The sequence below is a fragment of the Pannonibacter sp. Q-1 genome (genome assembly GCF_054073275.1).
Genome location: NZ_JBSXNB010000001.1, coordinates 43,594 through 56,155, shown reverse-complemented (window position 1 = coordinate 56,155; position 12,562 = coordinate 43,594). Strand labels below are relative to the sequence as shown.

13 protein-coding genes are annotated in these 12,562 nt (G+C 64.2%); 5 read left to right on the top strand and 8 right to left on the bottom strand.

Going from position 1 to position 12,562, the window contains the following annotated elements; all coding sequences use genetic code 11:
* Positions 1 to 19: 19 nt before the first annotated feature.
* The 3 genes from ACVNHC_RS00275 to katG all read left to right on the top strand — a co-directional run bounded on the left by ACVNHC_RS00275 (position 20) and on the right by katG (position 5,464).
* On the top strand, positions 20 to 1,189 hold the full coding sequence (locus ACVNHC_RS00275) for an alanine racemase (protein WP_457166130.1): 1,170 nt from the start codon (positions 20 to 22) through the stop codon (positions 1,187 to 1,189).
* 33 nt (positions 1,190 to 1,222) lie between these two features.
* Positions 1,223 to 2,707: an aldehyde dehydrogenase family protein gene (locus tag ACVNHC_RS00270; protein ID WP_457166129.1), complete on the top strand. Its 1,485-nt coding sequence runs from the start codon at positions 1,223 to 1,225 to the stop codon at positions 2,705 to 2,707.
* A 579-nt stretch (positions 2,708 to 3,286) separates the two neighbouring features.
* Positions 3,287 to 5,464, top strand: a complete 2,178-nt coding sequence (gene katG / locus ACVNHC_RS00265) for a catalase/peroxidase HPI (RefSeq protein WP_050471054.1) — start codon at positions 3,287 to 3,289, stop codon at positions 5,462 to 5,464.
* Positions 5,465 to 5,538: 74 nt separating this feature from the next.
* On the opposite strand, the gene ACVNHC_RS00260 is transcribed toward katG, so the two are convergent.
* A complete protein-coding gene (locus ACVNHC_RS00260; RefSeq protein ID WP_058900406.1) occupies positions 5,539 to 6,012 on the bottom strand; it encodes a DUF2214 family protein in 474 nt (157 codons plus the stop codon).
* A gap of 219 nt (positions 6,013 to 6,231) precedes the next feature.
* On the opposite strand from ACVNHC_RS00260, the gene ACVNHC_RS00255 reads away from it, so the two are divergent.
* A complete protein-coding gene (locus ACVNHC_RS00255; RefSeq protein ID WP_457166128.1) occupies positions 6,232 to 6,879 on the top strand; it encodes a TetR/AcrR family transcriptional regulator in 648 nt (215 codons plus the stop codon).
* Between the two features lie 4 nt (positions 6,880 to 6,883).
* Here the strand turns inward: ACVNHC_RS00255 and ACVNHC_RS00250 are convergent, their stop codons facing one another.
* The 6 genes from ACVNHC_RS00250 to ACVNHC_RS00225 all read right to left on the bottom strand — a co-directional run bounded on the left by ACVNHC_RS00250 (position 6,884) and on the right by ACVNHC_RS00225 (position 10,229).
* Complete coding sequence (locus ACVNHC_RS00250) at positions 6,884 to 7,213, bottom strand: hypothetical protein (protein ID WP_152967445.1); 330 nt, start codon at positions 7,211 to 7,213, stop codon at positions 6,884 to 6,886.
* A gap of 110 nt (positions 7,214 to 7,323) precedes the next feature.
* Positions 7,324 to 7,986: a haloacid dehalogenase type II gene (locus ACVNHC_RS00245; protein WP_019962823.1), complete on the bottom strand. Its 663-nt coding sequence runs from the start codon at positions 7,984 to 7,986 to the stop codon at positions 7,324 to 7,326.
* A 255-nt stretch (positions 7,987 to 8,241) separates the two neighbouring features.
* Positions 8,242 to 8,667: an NINE protein gene (locus ACVNHC_RS00240; RefSeq protein ID WP_457166127.1), complete on the bottom strand. Its 426-nt coding sequence runs from the start codon at positions 8,665 to 8,667 to the stop codon at positions 8,242 to 8,244.
* A complete protein-coding gene (locus ACVNHC_RS00235) occupies positions 8,664 to 9,017 on the bottom strand; it encodes a TM2 domain-containing protein (protein ID WP_082205737.1) in 354 nt (117 codons plus the stop codon). The genes ACVNHC_RS00240 and ACVNHC_RS00235 overlap by 4 nt, the downstream gene beginning before the upstream one ends.
* 148 nt (positions 9,018 to 9,165) lie before the next feature.
* Positions 9,166 to 9,591 carry a VOC family protein gene (locus tag ACVNHC_RS00230; RefSeq protein WP_457166126.1) on the bottom strand — a complete coding sequence of 142 codons (426 nt, stop codon included), beginning with the start codon at positions 9,589 to 9,591 and terminating at the stop codon, positions 9,166 to 9,168.
* Positions 9,592 to 9,617: 26 nt separating this feature from the next.
* On the bottom strand, positions 9,618 to 10,229 hold the full coding sequence (locus ACVNHC_RS00225) for a LysE family translocator (RefSeq protein ID WP_457166125.1): 612 nt from the start codon (positions 10,227 to 10,229) through the stop codon (positions 9,618 to 9,620).
* Between the two features lie 281 nt (positions 10,230 to 10,510).
* On the opposite strand from ACVNHC_RS00225, the gene ACVNHC_RS00220 reads away from it, so the two are divergent.
* Positions 10,511 to 11,368, top strand: coding sequence for a branched-chain amino acid aminotransferase (locus tag ACVNHC_RS00220; protein ID WP_058900401.1), 858 nt, complete (start codon positions 10,511 to 10,513; stop codon positions 11,366 to 11,368).
* 12 nt (positions 11,369 to 11,380) lie between these two features.
* On the opposite strand, the gene ACVNHC_RS00215 is transcribed toward ACVNHC_RS00220, so the two are convergent.
* Positions 11,381 to 12,550, bottom strand: a complete 1,170-nt coding sequence (locus ACVNHC_RS00215; RefSeq protein ID WP_244274414.1) for a YbfB/YjiJ family MFS transporter — start codon at positions 12,548 to 12,550, stop codon at positions 11,381 to 11,383.
* Between the last annotated feature and the right edge of the window lie 12 nt (positions 12,551 to 12,562).

The window sequence follows — 12,562 nt, the reverse complement described above, 5'->3', positions numbered from 1 at the left end:
GATGAGGATCGCGCCACCCATGCAAACCGCAGAACAAACCAGCCCGCACCCGCAATCGATCCACGGTCTCGTCACGCCATCGCTTCTGCTCGACCGCAGCAAGCTCGACCGCAATATCGACCGGCTGGCTGATCACGCGCGGCAGTTGGGCGTGGTCCTGCGCCCGCATATGAAGACCGCAAAGAGCATTGACGTGGCGCGGCGTGTCTTTCCGGATGGGCCGGGGCCGATCACCGTCTCCACGATTGCCGAGGCCGAGTATTTCGCCAGCCACGGCTATCGTGACATGACTTATGCAGTGGGCCTGTCGCCTGCTTCTGCCCTGCGCGCCATGGAGCTTTGCGCCCGCACGGGCGCAGACCTCAAACTGCTGCTCGACACGGTGGAACAGGCCGATGCCCTGGCTGCGGTGCGCGAAGCGGCCGGGGTGGTCCCTTCGGTGCTGATCGAACTGGATGTCGATGATCATCGCGGCGGGCTCAAGCCCGACGACCCCAAGCTCATCGAGGTGGCCGGGCGCGTTGGTGCGGCGGGCGCCAAGCTTCTCGGAGTTCTGGCGCATGCCGGTGAGTCCTATGGATTGAACACGCCTGAAGCCTTGATCGCCGCCGCCGAGAGCGAGCGGGTGGCCACGGTCCGGGCCGCCGGAATCCTGCGGGCGCATGGCCATGCCTGCCCGGTCGTCAGCCTGGGCTCCACCCCGACCGCCCACTTTGCGCGGAACCTCGAGGGTGTCACGGAGCTGCGTGCGGGCGTCTACATGTTCTTTGACCTTGTCCAGCACGGCGTCGGGGTCTGCAGCAAGGATGACATCGCCATTTCCGTGCTCGCCTCGGTGATTGGCGTCAAGCCGGAGAAGGGCTGGATCCTGGTCGATGCCGGCTGGATGGCTCTGTCGCGTGACCGCGGCACGGCAAGTCAGCGCGTTGACCAGGGCTATGGCGTGGTTTGCGACGAAGCCGGGCGGGTGATCGAGGACGTGATCGTCTCGCAGGCAAGTCAGGAGCACGGCATCCTGTCCATCCGGCCCGGCTCGGGCAAGACCATGCCGGATCTGCCCGTCGGCACACGGGTCCGCATTCTGCCCAACCATGCATGCGCCATGGCCGCCCAGCACGGGTTTTACAGCGTCGTTGACGGCGAGGATGCCGGTATCGAGGCGCGCTGGGAACGCATTCGCGGCTGGTGAAGGCCGCCGCTACGACAAGAGGCACGAAGCAAGATGAAACTGACATCTGGCGGGGCGGTGTCCCCGCTCACGCACCTCGCCGACAACGGCCATCTCGGCCTTTTCTACATCGGCGGCCAATGGGTTTCCCCCAAGGGCGCTGCCCATGCCGATGTGGTCAATCCGGCCACCGAAGAGATCATCGCGCGGGTTCCTCTCGGAAATAGCGCTGATGTGGATGCTGCGGTGGCTGCCGCGCGGGGGGCGTTCGCCAGCTGGAGCCGGACGCAGCCGGGCGAACGCGCTGCGCTGCTGGAACGTCTGCAGCAGCAGCTCGAGGCGCAGAGCGAACGCATCGCGCAGTGCCTCAGCCTCGAAATGGGGGCCGCGATCAGTTACGCGCGGAGCGCCCAGGTGCCGCTGGCCATCGCCCATGTGAACGCCGCACGTGAGGTCCTTGCGGACTTCCGGTTCATCGAGCGGCGCGGCCAGACCGCCATCGCACGCGAGGCAATCGGCGTCTGCGCGCTGATCACGCCGTGGAACTGGCCGCTCTACCAGATCACGGCCAAGGTGGCCCCGGCCCTTGCCGCAGGCTGCACCGTGGTGCTGAAGCCGAGCGAACTGTCGCCGCTGAGTGCGCTGCTCTTCGCAGAAGCCATCGAGCAGGCGGGTTTCCCGGATGGCGTGTTCAACCTCGTCCACGGCAACGGCCCGGACGTTGGGGCCGCGCTCGCCGCGCATCCCGATGTCGACATGATCTCCATAACCGGCTCCACCCGCGCCGGCATTGCGGTGGCCCAGGCTGCCGCAATGACGGTGAAACGCGTGGCCCAGGAACTCGGGGGCAAATCGCCCAACGTTATCCTGCCGGATGCCGATCTCGCGCGTGCAGTTCCTCCCGGCGTTGCTTCCAGCTTCCGCAATCTGGGGCAATCTTGCAGCGCACCGACCCGCATGATCGTGCCGCGCGCGCGGCTGGCCGAGGTCGAGGCACTTGCCGTCAAGGCTGCGGCCGAGATCGTTGTCGGGGATCCGTTTGTGGAAACGGCAACGCACGGGGCCATCGCCAATCGCGCGCAGTTTGACCGCATCCAGACCATGATCGGCGCGGCCATTGCCGAAGGCGCCAAGCTGTTGACTGGCGGGCAGGGCCGCCCGGACGGCCTCAAGGCCGGGTTCTTCGTCAAGCCCACCATCTTCTCAGACGTGCGCACGGATATGCGCATCGCACAGGATGAGGTGTTCGGGCCGGTGCTCTGCATCCTTCCCTATGACACTGTCGAGGAAGCCGTCGCCATCGCCAACGACACGGTCTATGGCCTCGGAGCCCATGTTCAGGGCAGCGACATGGATCTGGTCCGGCACGTGGCATCGCAGATCCGCTCCGGTCAGGTGCACCTGAACTATCCGGCCTGGGACCCCCACGCCCCGTTCGGCGGCTACAAGCAGTCCGGCAACGGGCGCGAATATGGCCTTGAGGGCATGCTGGAATATCTCGAAGTCAAGTCGGTGCTGGGATACTATCAGGAGGCCTAGGTTCGGCCGCTTCTGTTGTTGCTTGTTGACAGCGTCCGGACACACCGTGCCGGACGCTGTCTGCTTTTGTGAGGGACAGTGTGAGCGGCGAGCAGACGACTGCTGGTCTCAGGTGTTTGGCCCAACGATGCGGGATCTTTGACCTGTTGCAGGGTTTGGATGGCATGGGCGGATCAGGGTTCCCGCGTACCTCTGCCTGGAACTGACCTAACGTCCTGAATTGCATGGCCAAACCGCGTTTCCGGCTATTTGATCAGAAAATCTGATTGATACAATCAGAAGATACGAATTTTGCTAATTCCAGCAATTGGGTAACGTCATGTCACTGGCGCTGTTCCTGAAGAGGGAACGGCGGCTGATCCCTGCTGAAGCAGGGCAGAGTTCTGAGTGGAATTTCCGGGCAGCGTACCCCGCCGCTGCCTGCCGAAGGAGAGGGCGGCGCGCCGTGCCGCCCTGCTGACGTGCCTCAGGCGGCAGAGATGCTGCCGGGGCCAATGTTCGGGCGGTCGGCTGTACCGCTTGGGGTAAACACAGGCGGCGTCTGGCCGCCTCAAGAACCATATGGACCGGAGAGAGACAATGGACGCGACGAATGCCAGCAAGGCAGGCAAGTGCCCGGTGATGCACGGTGGAAACACCGCCACCGGCAATTCGAACATGGAGTGGTGGCCGAACGCCCTCAACCTCGACATCCTGCATCAGCATGACGCCAAGTCCAACCCGCTGGGCAAGGACTTCAACTACCGCGACGAGCTGAAGAAGCTGGATGCAGAGGCGCTGAAGGCCGATGTGAAGGCGCTGCTCAAGGACAGCAAGGACTGGTGGCCGGCTGACTGGGGCCATTACGGCGGCCTGATGATCCGCCTTGCCTGGCACTCGGCCGGTTCCTACCGTCTGGCCGATGGCCGTGGCGGCGGCGGCTCGGGCAACATCCGCTTTGCCCCGCTCAATTCCTGGCCGGACAATGCCAGCCTCGACAAGGCCCGCCGCCTGCTGTGGCCGGTGAAGAAGAAATACGGCAACAAGATCTCCTGGGCCGACCTCATCCTCCTCTCCGGCACCCTGGCCTATGAGGACATGGGTCTGAAGACCTTCGGCTTCTCCTTCGGCCGCGAGGACATCTGGCATCCGGAAAAGGACACCTACTGGGGTGCGGAAAAGGAATGGCTGGCGCCGTCCGACAACCGCTACGAGGACGTGACCAAGCCGGAGACCATGGAGAACCCGCTGGCCGCCGTGCAGATGGGCCTCATCTACGTGAACCCGGAAGGCGTCAACGGCAAGCCGGACCCGCTGGCCACCGCCGCCCAGGTGCGAGAGACCTTCGCCCGCATGGCCATGAACGACGAGGAAACCGCTGCACTGACCGCAGGCGGCCACACCGTCGGCAAGGCCCATGGCAATGGCGATGCCGGTGCGCTCGGCGTCGAGCCGGAAGCAGCAGGTCTGGAGGCTCAGGGCCTCGGCTGGCTCAACCCGAACCAGCATGGCAAGGCCAGCGAAGCCGTGACCTCCGGCATCGAAGGCGCATGGACGACGAACCCGACCGTGTTCGACATGGGCTACTTCGACCTGCTGTTCGGCTATGAGTGGGAACTGACCCGCAGCCCGGCAGGAGCCCAGCAGTGGCAGCCGGTCGGCATCAAGGAAGAGGACATGCCGGTTGATGCGACCGACCCGTCCGTCCGCCGCATGCCGATGATGACCGATGCCGACATGGCCATGAAGATGGATCCGAAATACCGGGCCATCTGCGAAAAGTTCATGGCTGATCCGGAGTACTTCAAGGACACCTTCGCCCGCGCCTGGTTCAAGCTGACCCACCGCGACATGGGCCCGAATGTGCGCTACATCGGCCCGGATGCGCCCAAGGAAGACCTGATCTGGCAGGACCCGATCCCGGCTGGCCCGAAGAACTACGACATCGGCGCCATCAAGTCGAAGATCGCCGCCAGCGGCCTTTCGGTTGCCGAACTGGTGTCCACCGCCTGGGACAGCGCCCGCACCTACCGCGGCTCTGACATGCGCGGCGGTGCCAACGGTGCCCGCATCCGCCTTGCCCCGCAGAAGGACTGGGAAGGCAACGAGCCGGCCCGCCTGGCCAAGGTGCTGGCCGTGCTGGAGCCGATCGCCAAGGCCTATGGCGCGAGCCTCGCCGACGTGATCGTTCTGGCGGGCAGCGTGGGGATCGAGAAGGCCGCCAAGGCCGCCGGTTTCGATGTCTCCGTGCCGTTCGCTCCGGGCCGTGGTGATGCCACTGCCGAGATGACCGACGCGGACTCCTTCAGCGTGCTGGAGCCGATCCATGACGGCTTCCGCAACTGGGTGAAGAAGGACTATGTGGTTTCACCGGAAGAGCTGCTGCTCGACCGCGCCCAGCTGATGGGGCTGACCGGTCCGGAAATGACCGTTCTCCTCGGCGGCATGCGCGTTCTTGGCACCAATCACGGCGGCTCCAAGCATGGCGTGTTCACGGACCGCGAAGGGGCGCTGACGGCGGACTTCTTCGTCAACCTGACCGACATGGCCTACACCTGGAAGCCGGCCGGCAAGAACCTCTACGAAATCCGCGACCGCAAGACCGGCGCGGTGAAGTGGACGGCGACCCGTGTGGATCTGGTGTTCGGCTCCAACTCGATCCTGCGCGCCTATGCAGAGATCTATGCCCAGGATGACGCGGCAGAGAAGTTTGTGAAGGACTTCGTGGCTGCCTGGGTAAAGGTGATGAACGCAGACCGTTTCGACCTGACGGCCTGATCCGTCCGGTCACGGAAAAAACCACGGCGCTCCGGGAAACCGGGGCGCCGTTTTTCGTTTGCAGGCCTTGTGTGTCAGAGCCCGTAGCCTTGGGCCATGGCGGCGGCAAAGAGCGGGAGAAGCGGGAAGAGCAGCAGTTCGGCCCCCAGCGCGCGGCGGACCTGCCTGCGCTCTGCCTGCGAAGGCACAAAGGCCGCATCCGCCTTCCGTTGGCGCCGCCAGGATAGGATGCGCAGGGTTGGCAGGATGGAGATAAGGCCGATGGCGAGGAAGACGCCTATCTTTGCCCAGAAGAACAGGTTCTCGAGGTAGTAGTCCGGCCCCTTGCCGCCATACATGACGCGCAGGCCGCCAGCCAGCAGCACCAGAACGGCGAGCGCGCCATAGTGGAGATCGAGCAAGGCAAGCCGCTTCAGATCCTCCGCTGCGAGTGTCTGGCGCAGGCAGATGGCCAGTTCCATCACCAGCACCGCGAAGAGCGCGAAGACGGCCAGATGATGCAGGCCAGCAAGAACAAGGCCAGAAAGAGCAAAGGACGCGTCTGCCATTCAATCCTCCAGAGGGAACAAAACGGCCCGGCAACCCGTCCTCACGTACCTCACCTGCAGGTGGGGCCGTTGCGGCGCGCAGGGTATGACTGGCCCTGTGGTCACACCGCCTTCCCCCGCACCGGAAAAATAGTCTGAGCAGCCTGCCAGGGCACGTTGCCAGGGGGATAGCTTGATGTGTACACTGTAAACATAGGCTCAGATGTAAACGGTGTCAACATGCCTGATAAAACCGGAAATGGCCGCAGGCCTGCCTATCACCACGGCGATCTGCGCCGAGCTCTTGTTGATGCTGCAATGGCGGAAGCGGGCAGGGGCAGTCATGCAAATCTGTCTCTGCGGTGGCTGGCGGCGAGCGCCGGGGTCTCCCCGGCGGCAGTCTACAGGCATTTTCCGGATGTCGAGGCCCTTCTGGCCGCCGCAGCACACGAGGCTTTCGACCGGTTTGCCGCATATCTTCAGGCTGGTGCCCGGACAGGCGGCGATGATCCTGCAAAACGCCTGAAGGCCATGGGCTGGGCCTACCTGCGCTTTGCGGAAACTGAGCCGGGGCTTTATTCGCTCATGTTTGGCCGGACCTACAGCCCGTCCCATACCGGACTGATGGAGGCTGCGGCCCATGCCTTCCGTCAGTTGACGGAAGGGCTGTCGCACCTGCTGCCGGCGGGGCAGATGGCTGACGCGGAGAAGATTGCGGGCAGCCTCTGGGCGCTGGTGCATGGGCTTGCAGATCTGCGGGCCAGGGGGCTGTTATGCGCGAATGGCGGCACGCTGCAGGGGGCGTTTGACGAGCAGGCGGAATATGCGCTGACACTGGCCGTCGAAAGCATGGTTTCGGGCCGCAGCGGGCAGGAAGTCCCTCAATAGGGCATCAAAAGGCCTGGGTGGCGAGATGCCGGCTGGCGAGCATTGGCTCGCCCGTCAGGCTGAGGGCAGCCTGGCGGCCGTGATGCCATAGAACGCTGGCGGCGCAGACCGTCTGATCCTGCTCGTCCAGCACCAGAACGCGGGGCGGCAGGGTGACTTTCACCTCGATGAGGGCGCCCGTCTCGCCGCTTTCCGCATCAAACAGGGTGCAGGCCGTAATGTCCGCGCCGTCTTCCGTTTTCAGGCGGCCGCCGCGCATGCGCGCCCTCAAGGCGGGCTTGAGCTGCGGCGGGCGGAAGCGGTGGCCTGTACGGGCTGGAGTTGCGCGGGTCATGGTTTGTCCAAATGGCAATAGCGGCGCGCAGCATGCGCAGCCGTTCATCCTCCTGTCAGTTGTAACAGGGTTAGACGCCTTAACTTGCCCGGAGCTTGCCGGAATGGCACTCAGACCAGAAACGGCAGGCCCGTCAGGTCGGACAGAACGGCACTGGGGGCCAGGTCCGGATATTCGTCCGGCTGGGCGGTGCGGTTCATCCAGACGGTGCGGAAGCCATAGGCGGTGGCGCCTGCAATGTCCCAGCGGTTCGAGGACTGGAAGGAGATCGCTTCCGGATAGACCCGGAAATGGTTCGTCACCAGCTCATAGACGCGCGGATCGGTCTTGTAGGTGCGCAGGTCATGCACCGAGAAAATCTCGTCCAGAAGCTCGGTGATGCCGGCGGCCTTGGCCGCTGATTCCAGCATGGACGGCGTGCCGTTGGACAGGATGGCTAGCCGCGCCCCGGCCTGTTTCAGGCTGGTGAGCACTTCCGGCACTTCCGGATAGCAGTCCAGCGCCCAGTAGGCGTTGAGAAGGTCGGCCCTGAGGCCCCGGTCGGCGGAGGGGAAGAGATTGAAGGTGGTGTCGAGCGCCTGCTCGGTCAGCACCCAGAAATCCTCGTAGCGCTGCATGAGTGCGCGGACCCAGGAATATTCCAGCTGCTTCTGCCGCCACACGAAGGAAAAGGTCTGCGCGTCGGGCCCCAGTTTCGCGGCATGTTTGCGCACGGCGGCGTGAACATCAAAAAGGGTGCCGTAAGCGTCAAAGACATAGGCCGAATGGGCCATCGGGATGCTCCGTGGGGTCGCAGGACAAGATCCGCCGTCAGCTTTCCTGAACAGCGTCCGAACATATGCCGATCATTTGCCGGGATGCAATCAGGACAAAGGGTAAAGGCCGATATCGCTGTTGACCTGAACGGCGGATGCTGGAGCACTTTCGATGAAGACGCTGCCATCGAAAGTGCTCTTTCCGTTCATTTTACGCAATTCCAGCCGCAAAACCGGTTCTAACTTTTGCTGGAATTGCTCTGGCCGAGCCGTTCAGGGCACTGCGACGAGCCGTCCGCTGCCATCGCGCTGCTTTCCAACGATGAGCCGGAAGAACACATAGACGGTGTGCAGCACATCAATGGCCAGAAGCAGAAGGCCAATCAGGATAAGGTTCGTGCCCTGGGCAGGTGCCACGAGAAGGCAGAAGATCCAGAGCGCGAAGAGCCCAAGGTCGAACAGGCCGTGCAGGATGTTGCCGAGGTAGAAGTGATGGAGCCCCATCACGCCGAAAACGCCGCACAGGGCAACTGCAACGCCGTAACTCTTGTCACTGACGTTCTCGGCCTGTGCTTTGCCTGCTTCCGGCTGGGGGGAACCGCAATGCGGGCAGAAATGCGCCCGGAAAGCGATCTTGTCCCCGCAGTGGATGCAGAAGCTCCAGCCGCCGCCTTGCGGCTCTGTACGGGTGTCACTCATCGCCTAAGCGGCAGCCCCTGCTTGTCCTTGTAGGACCCGACGATGATCATGATCAGGTCAATGAGCGACCAGATGCCAAGGCCGCCGAGCGTCAGGATCATGAGGATGCCGGTGCCGATCTTGCCGGTGTAGAAACGGTGGATGCCGAAGGTGCCGAGGAAGAAGCAAAGCAGAGCTGCAGCAACCATGCTCTTCTCGGAAACAGGTGCTGCGGCCAGGGCATTCGGTGCGCCGCACTTGGGGCAGGACGGTGCCGTTGACGCAATCTGGTGGCCGCAGGTGCCACAGAAAATCATGGACGGATTGGCACCCATGCCAGAATTGGGGACCGAAACGGTGCTCGACGACATTTGAAGACCTCTGATCGAAAATTGAGTTGCTTTTCACAACAAGCGGACGGGTCTTAACACGGTGAAAGCTGCAGGGTCATGTCCAGAGGATCACAAATTGCAGGTTTCCAGCCGGTAGTCACAGCTTCTCCACGGCCCGGCCAAGGGCTCAGCCCGGCAGCACGATGGCCCCGTGTTCATCCAGGGACCAGAACGGGTTGAAGGCGATTTCCAGAAGATGGCCGCCGGGAATGCGCACATAGGAGGTGTAGCCGCCCCAGAAGGCCTTTTCCGGCGGCACGACGGCTTCAGCGCCAGCCGACAGCGCCCGTGCATAGGTGGCATCGACCTCGGCCTCGTTGCGGCCGTTCCAGGCAAGGGAGACTGCACCCAGCCCTTCCGGAACGGGGCGGCCAATGTCCTTTTCCAGCGAGGCGCGGGGATAGAGGGCAAGAGCAAGGCCGGGAAGCTGATAGAAGGCGATGCCTTCCTGGCTTTCGGAGGAGGCTGTCCAGCCGAGCCCATCCTCGAAGAAGCGCCGGGTTTCGGCCAGATCATCGACGGCAAGGGTGATGAGGGAAAGGCGCTGTTCCATGATCGGATTTCCTTGGGCTGGAGGCATCAGCGGGTGACGATGAGCGTGGCACCCGTTCCGGCCATGACGGCTCCGGCGGTGCGGTTGACCCGGCGCACGACGGCAGGGCTGCGCAGCAGGCGGCGGGCACGCATGGCCATGAGAACATGCCCGCCGATGACCACCACTTCAACCGCCAGAATGACGGCGGCAAGCTCCAGCACACTCAACGGGGTGAGGGCGGTTCCGGCCACATTGGGCAGAAGCGCCACATAAAACAGCGGCATCTTCGGATTGCCGAGGTTGAGGGCGATGCCGGTGGCAAAGGCGGACAGGAGATTGCCGCTGCCGGTAGGCTGAAGGGCCGGCACCACAGGCTCTGCCGTCCAGAGGCGGATGCCCGTCCAGATCAGCCAGAGGGCACCGGCGTAGCGCAGCACGGTCATGACCGTGCCCATTTCCGAGGCCAGCAGCGACAGGCCGAAGGCGGCAAGGCAGAGGAAGATGAGGATGCCCGCCACGGTGCCTGCCCCATAGGCAAGACCGGATGCGGCCCCATGCGACAGGGTGCGGGCGATGATGGTCATGTTGTCCGGGCCGGGGCTGGCGGCAAAGACGAAGAAGGCGGCAGCAAAGGCAAGGAGCGTGGCGAGGTCCATGGTCAGTGCTCCGGATGGCGCCCGGCGAGCGGCGGGCAGATGGAGGATCAGGCGGAATCCGTGAAAGATCAAAGGCTTTGTGCGCCGATGAGCTGTGGCGGATGGCGCTGCTGCGGATCAATTTTCCTGCAAGAGCGCTTTTCAGGAATGAGAGCCTGTCCGGCGCGGCCTTGCCGGAGCAAGTCTTCCGATTTTCGGGTGAAGGGCGTCAAACGGTTGACCTTGCCTTTTTCCGGGCGTTTGTTCGCTGACAGTGAAAAATACAGCGGAGGACGCGCAAGATGAGCGGCTGGAGTGAGACCTGGACCTATGTGGATGGCGCCTGGCATGAGGGCAATCCGCCGCTGATGGGTCCGCGCACCCATGCGGCCTGGCTGGGATCTTCGGTCTTTGACGGAGCCCGGTTCTTCGAGGGGGTGACGCCGGATCTCGACCTGCATTGCCAGCGCGTGAATGATTCGGCCGTGGCTCTCGGCCTAAAGCCGACAGTCAGCGCGGGCGAGATGATCGAGATGACCCGTGAGGGCGTCACCAAGTTCAAGCCGGGCAGCGCCGTCTACATCAAGCCGATGTACTGGGCGGAAGGCGACGGGCCGGGGGTGATCGTGGGCGATCCGGAGAGCACCCGGTTCTGCCTGTGCCTGTTCGAGGCGCCGATGGCGCCGGCCGGTGCCTCCTTCTCGATCACCCTGTCGCCGTTCCGCCGCCCGACCATGGAAACCATGCCGGTGAATGCCAAGGCGGGCTGCCTTTATCCGAATAACGCCCGCGCCATGGCCGAAGCCAAGGGCCGCGGCTTTGACAATGCGGTGGTGCTGGACATGCTGGGCAATGTGGCCGAGCTGACCAGCGCCAACATTTTCATGGTCAAGGACGGGGCGGTGCATACGCCCGCGCCCAACGGCACGTTCCTCAATGGCATCACGCGCCAGCGGGTGATCCAGCTGCTGCGCAAGGCAGGCCATGCGGTGCATGAGCGCACCATTGGTTATCGTGAGTTCCAGGAGGCGGATGAGATCTTCTCCACCGGCAACTATTCCAAGGTGGTGCCGGTGAACCGCATCGAGGAGCGCAGCCTGCAGCCGGGACCGGTGGCGGCCAAGGCGCGGGAACTCTATTGGGACTTCGCCCACGGCTGAGGTTTCGGCTGATCACCGCTGCCGGGCGGGCACAAGCACCAGTCCGGCAGCCAGCAGCAGGCAGATGGCAGCACCTGCCGAGGGCAGGGCAAAGCTGCCCGTGCTGCCTGCGGCAAAGCCGGCAAGGCTGGGCCCCAGCATCTGGCCGAGGCCGAAGCTGGCCGTCATCAGCGCGATGGTGCGGCGCGGATCGCCCGTGGACAGGCGCCGGGCTTCGATGAGCCCCAGCGCGGTGATGCCCATGAAGGTTATGCCGAGCAGAAAAGCCGCGAGCAGGATGCCGGCAGGGCCGGTTGCGGTGACGCTGAGCGCGACGCCGCAAGCCTCGATGACACAGGCCAGTGCATAGGCACGCGGCACGCCGGTGCGGGCAGCGATCCGGTTCCAGATGAAAATGGACGGTGCAGCGGCAAGGCCGACGATCAGCCACAGATAAGGTTCGGCCGTGGCAAGCGCTGGATCGGAGCGGGCGATCACGGCGATGAAGGTTGCCGTCACCACATAGCCGATGCCGAACAGGCCGTAGGCGGCAATCAGCTGCGGCAGCCCGGCGGGCAGGCGGCGGGGACCGGTTTTCGCGGGCGCGGGCGGGGCTGTTTCGGTTGCGCCCGGCACCATCCATGCGATCAGGACCGTCAGTGCCAGACTGATGACGCCGCAGCCCGTCCACAGACCCTGCCAGTCTGCGCCCAGTGCGGCCAGGCCGGAGACGATGAGGGCGGAGCCCGCAATCCCCGCACCAACGCCCGAGAAATACAGCGCCGACAATCCGGGCCGCCCGGCCTGCGCCAGCCGGTCGAGGATGAGTGCTGCCGAGAAGACGAAGGCGAAGGCGCTGGCAAGGCCCGCCAGAAACCGCAGCAGCATGAAGACCGGGATGCTGTCCGTCCATGCCATGGCGAAGGAGAGGGCAGAGCTGGCAATCAGCGAGCCGATGAACCACATCCGGCGGCTGCCGGGCAGAGAGCCGGAGGAGGCCGCAAGCGCCCCCACCAGATAGCCGAGGAAATTGGCCGAGGCGATGAGCCCGCCGTCTGCCTTGCTGAGGGGCACCTGAGCGATCATGAAAGGCAGGACGGGTGTATAGACGAAGCGCCCGATGCCCATGGCCGCAGCCAGCGACAGAAGGCCGCCGAGAGCAAGGCGGACGGGAGAGGCGGCTGAGGGGGCGGCAGAGGTCACGGAAGGGCTCCG

What these genes read in the sequence shown, in the direction of transcription:
- ACVNHC_RS00245 (WP_019962823.1), bottom strand. Translation starts at nt 7,986, where the DNA reads ATGGCCCATTCGGCCTATGTCTTTGACGCTTACGGCACCCTTTTTGAT.
- ACVNHC_RS00220 (WP_058900401.1), top strand. Translation starts at nt 10,511, where the DNA reads ATGAGCGGCTGGAGTGAGACCTGGACCTATGTGGATGGCGCCTGGCAT.
- ACVNHC_RS00260 (WP_058900406.1), bottom strand. Translation starts at nt 6,012, where the DNA reads ATGGCAGACGCGTCCTTTGCTCTTTCTGGCCTTGTTCTTGCTGGCCTG.
- ACVNHC_RS00255 (WP_457166128.1), top strand. Translation starts at nt 6,232, where the DNA reads ATGCCTGATAAAACCGGAAATGGCCGCAGGCCTGCCTATCACCACGGC.
- ACVNHC_RS00230 (WP_457166126.1), bottom strand. Translation starts at nt 9,591, where the DNA reads ATGGAACAGCGCCTTTCCCTCATCACCCTTGCCGTCGATGATCTGGCC.
- ACVNHC_RS00250 (WP_152967445.1), bottom strand. Translation starts at nt 7,213, where the DNA reads ATGACCCGCGCAACTCCAGCCCGTACAGGCCACCGCTTCCGCCCGCCG.
- ACVNHC_RS00225 (WP_457166125.1), bottom strand. Translation starts at nt 10,229, where the DNA reads ATGGACCTCGCCACGCTCCTTGCCTTTGCTGCCGCCTTCTTCGTCTTT.
- katG (WP_050471054.1), top strand. Translation starts at nt 3,287, where the DNA reads ATGGACGCGACGAATGCCAGCAAGGCAGGCAAGTGCCCGGTGATGCAC.
- ACVNHC_RS00240 (WP_457166127.1), bottom strand. Translation starts at nt 8,667, where the DNA reads ATGAGTGACACCCGTACAGAGCCGCAAGGCGGCGGCTGGAGCTTCTGC.
- ACVNHC_RS00275 (WP_457166130.1), top strand. Translation starts at nt 20, where the DNA reads ATGCAAACCGCAGAACAAACCAGCCCGCACCCGCAATCGATCCACGGT.
- ACVNHC_RS00235 (WP_082205737.1), bottom strand. Translation starts at nt 9,017, where the DNA reads ATGTCGTCGAGCACCGTTTCGGTCCCCAATTCTGGCATGGGTGCCAAT.
- ACVNHC_RS00270 (WP_457166129.1), top strand. Translation starts at nt 1,223, where the DNA reads ATGAAACTGACATCTGGCGGGGCGGTGTCCCCGCTCACGCACCTCGCC.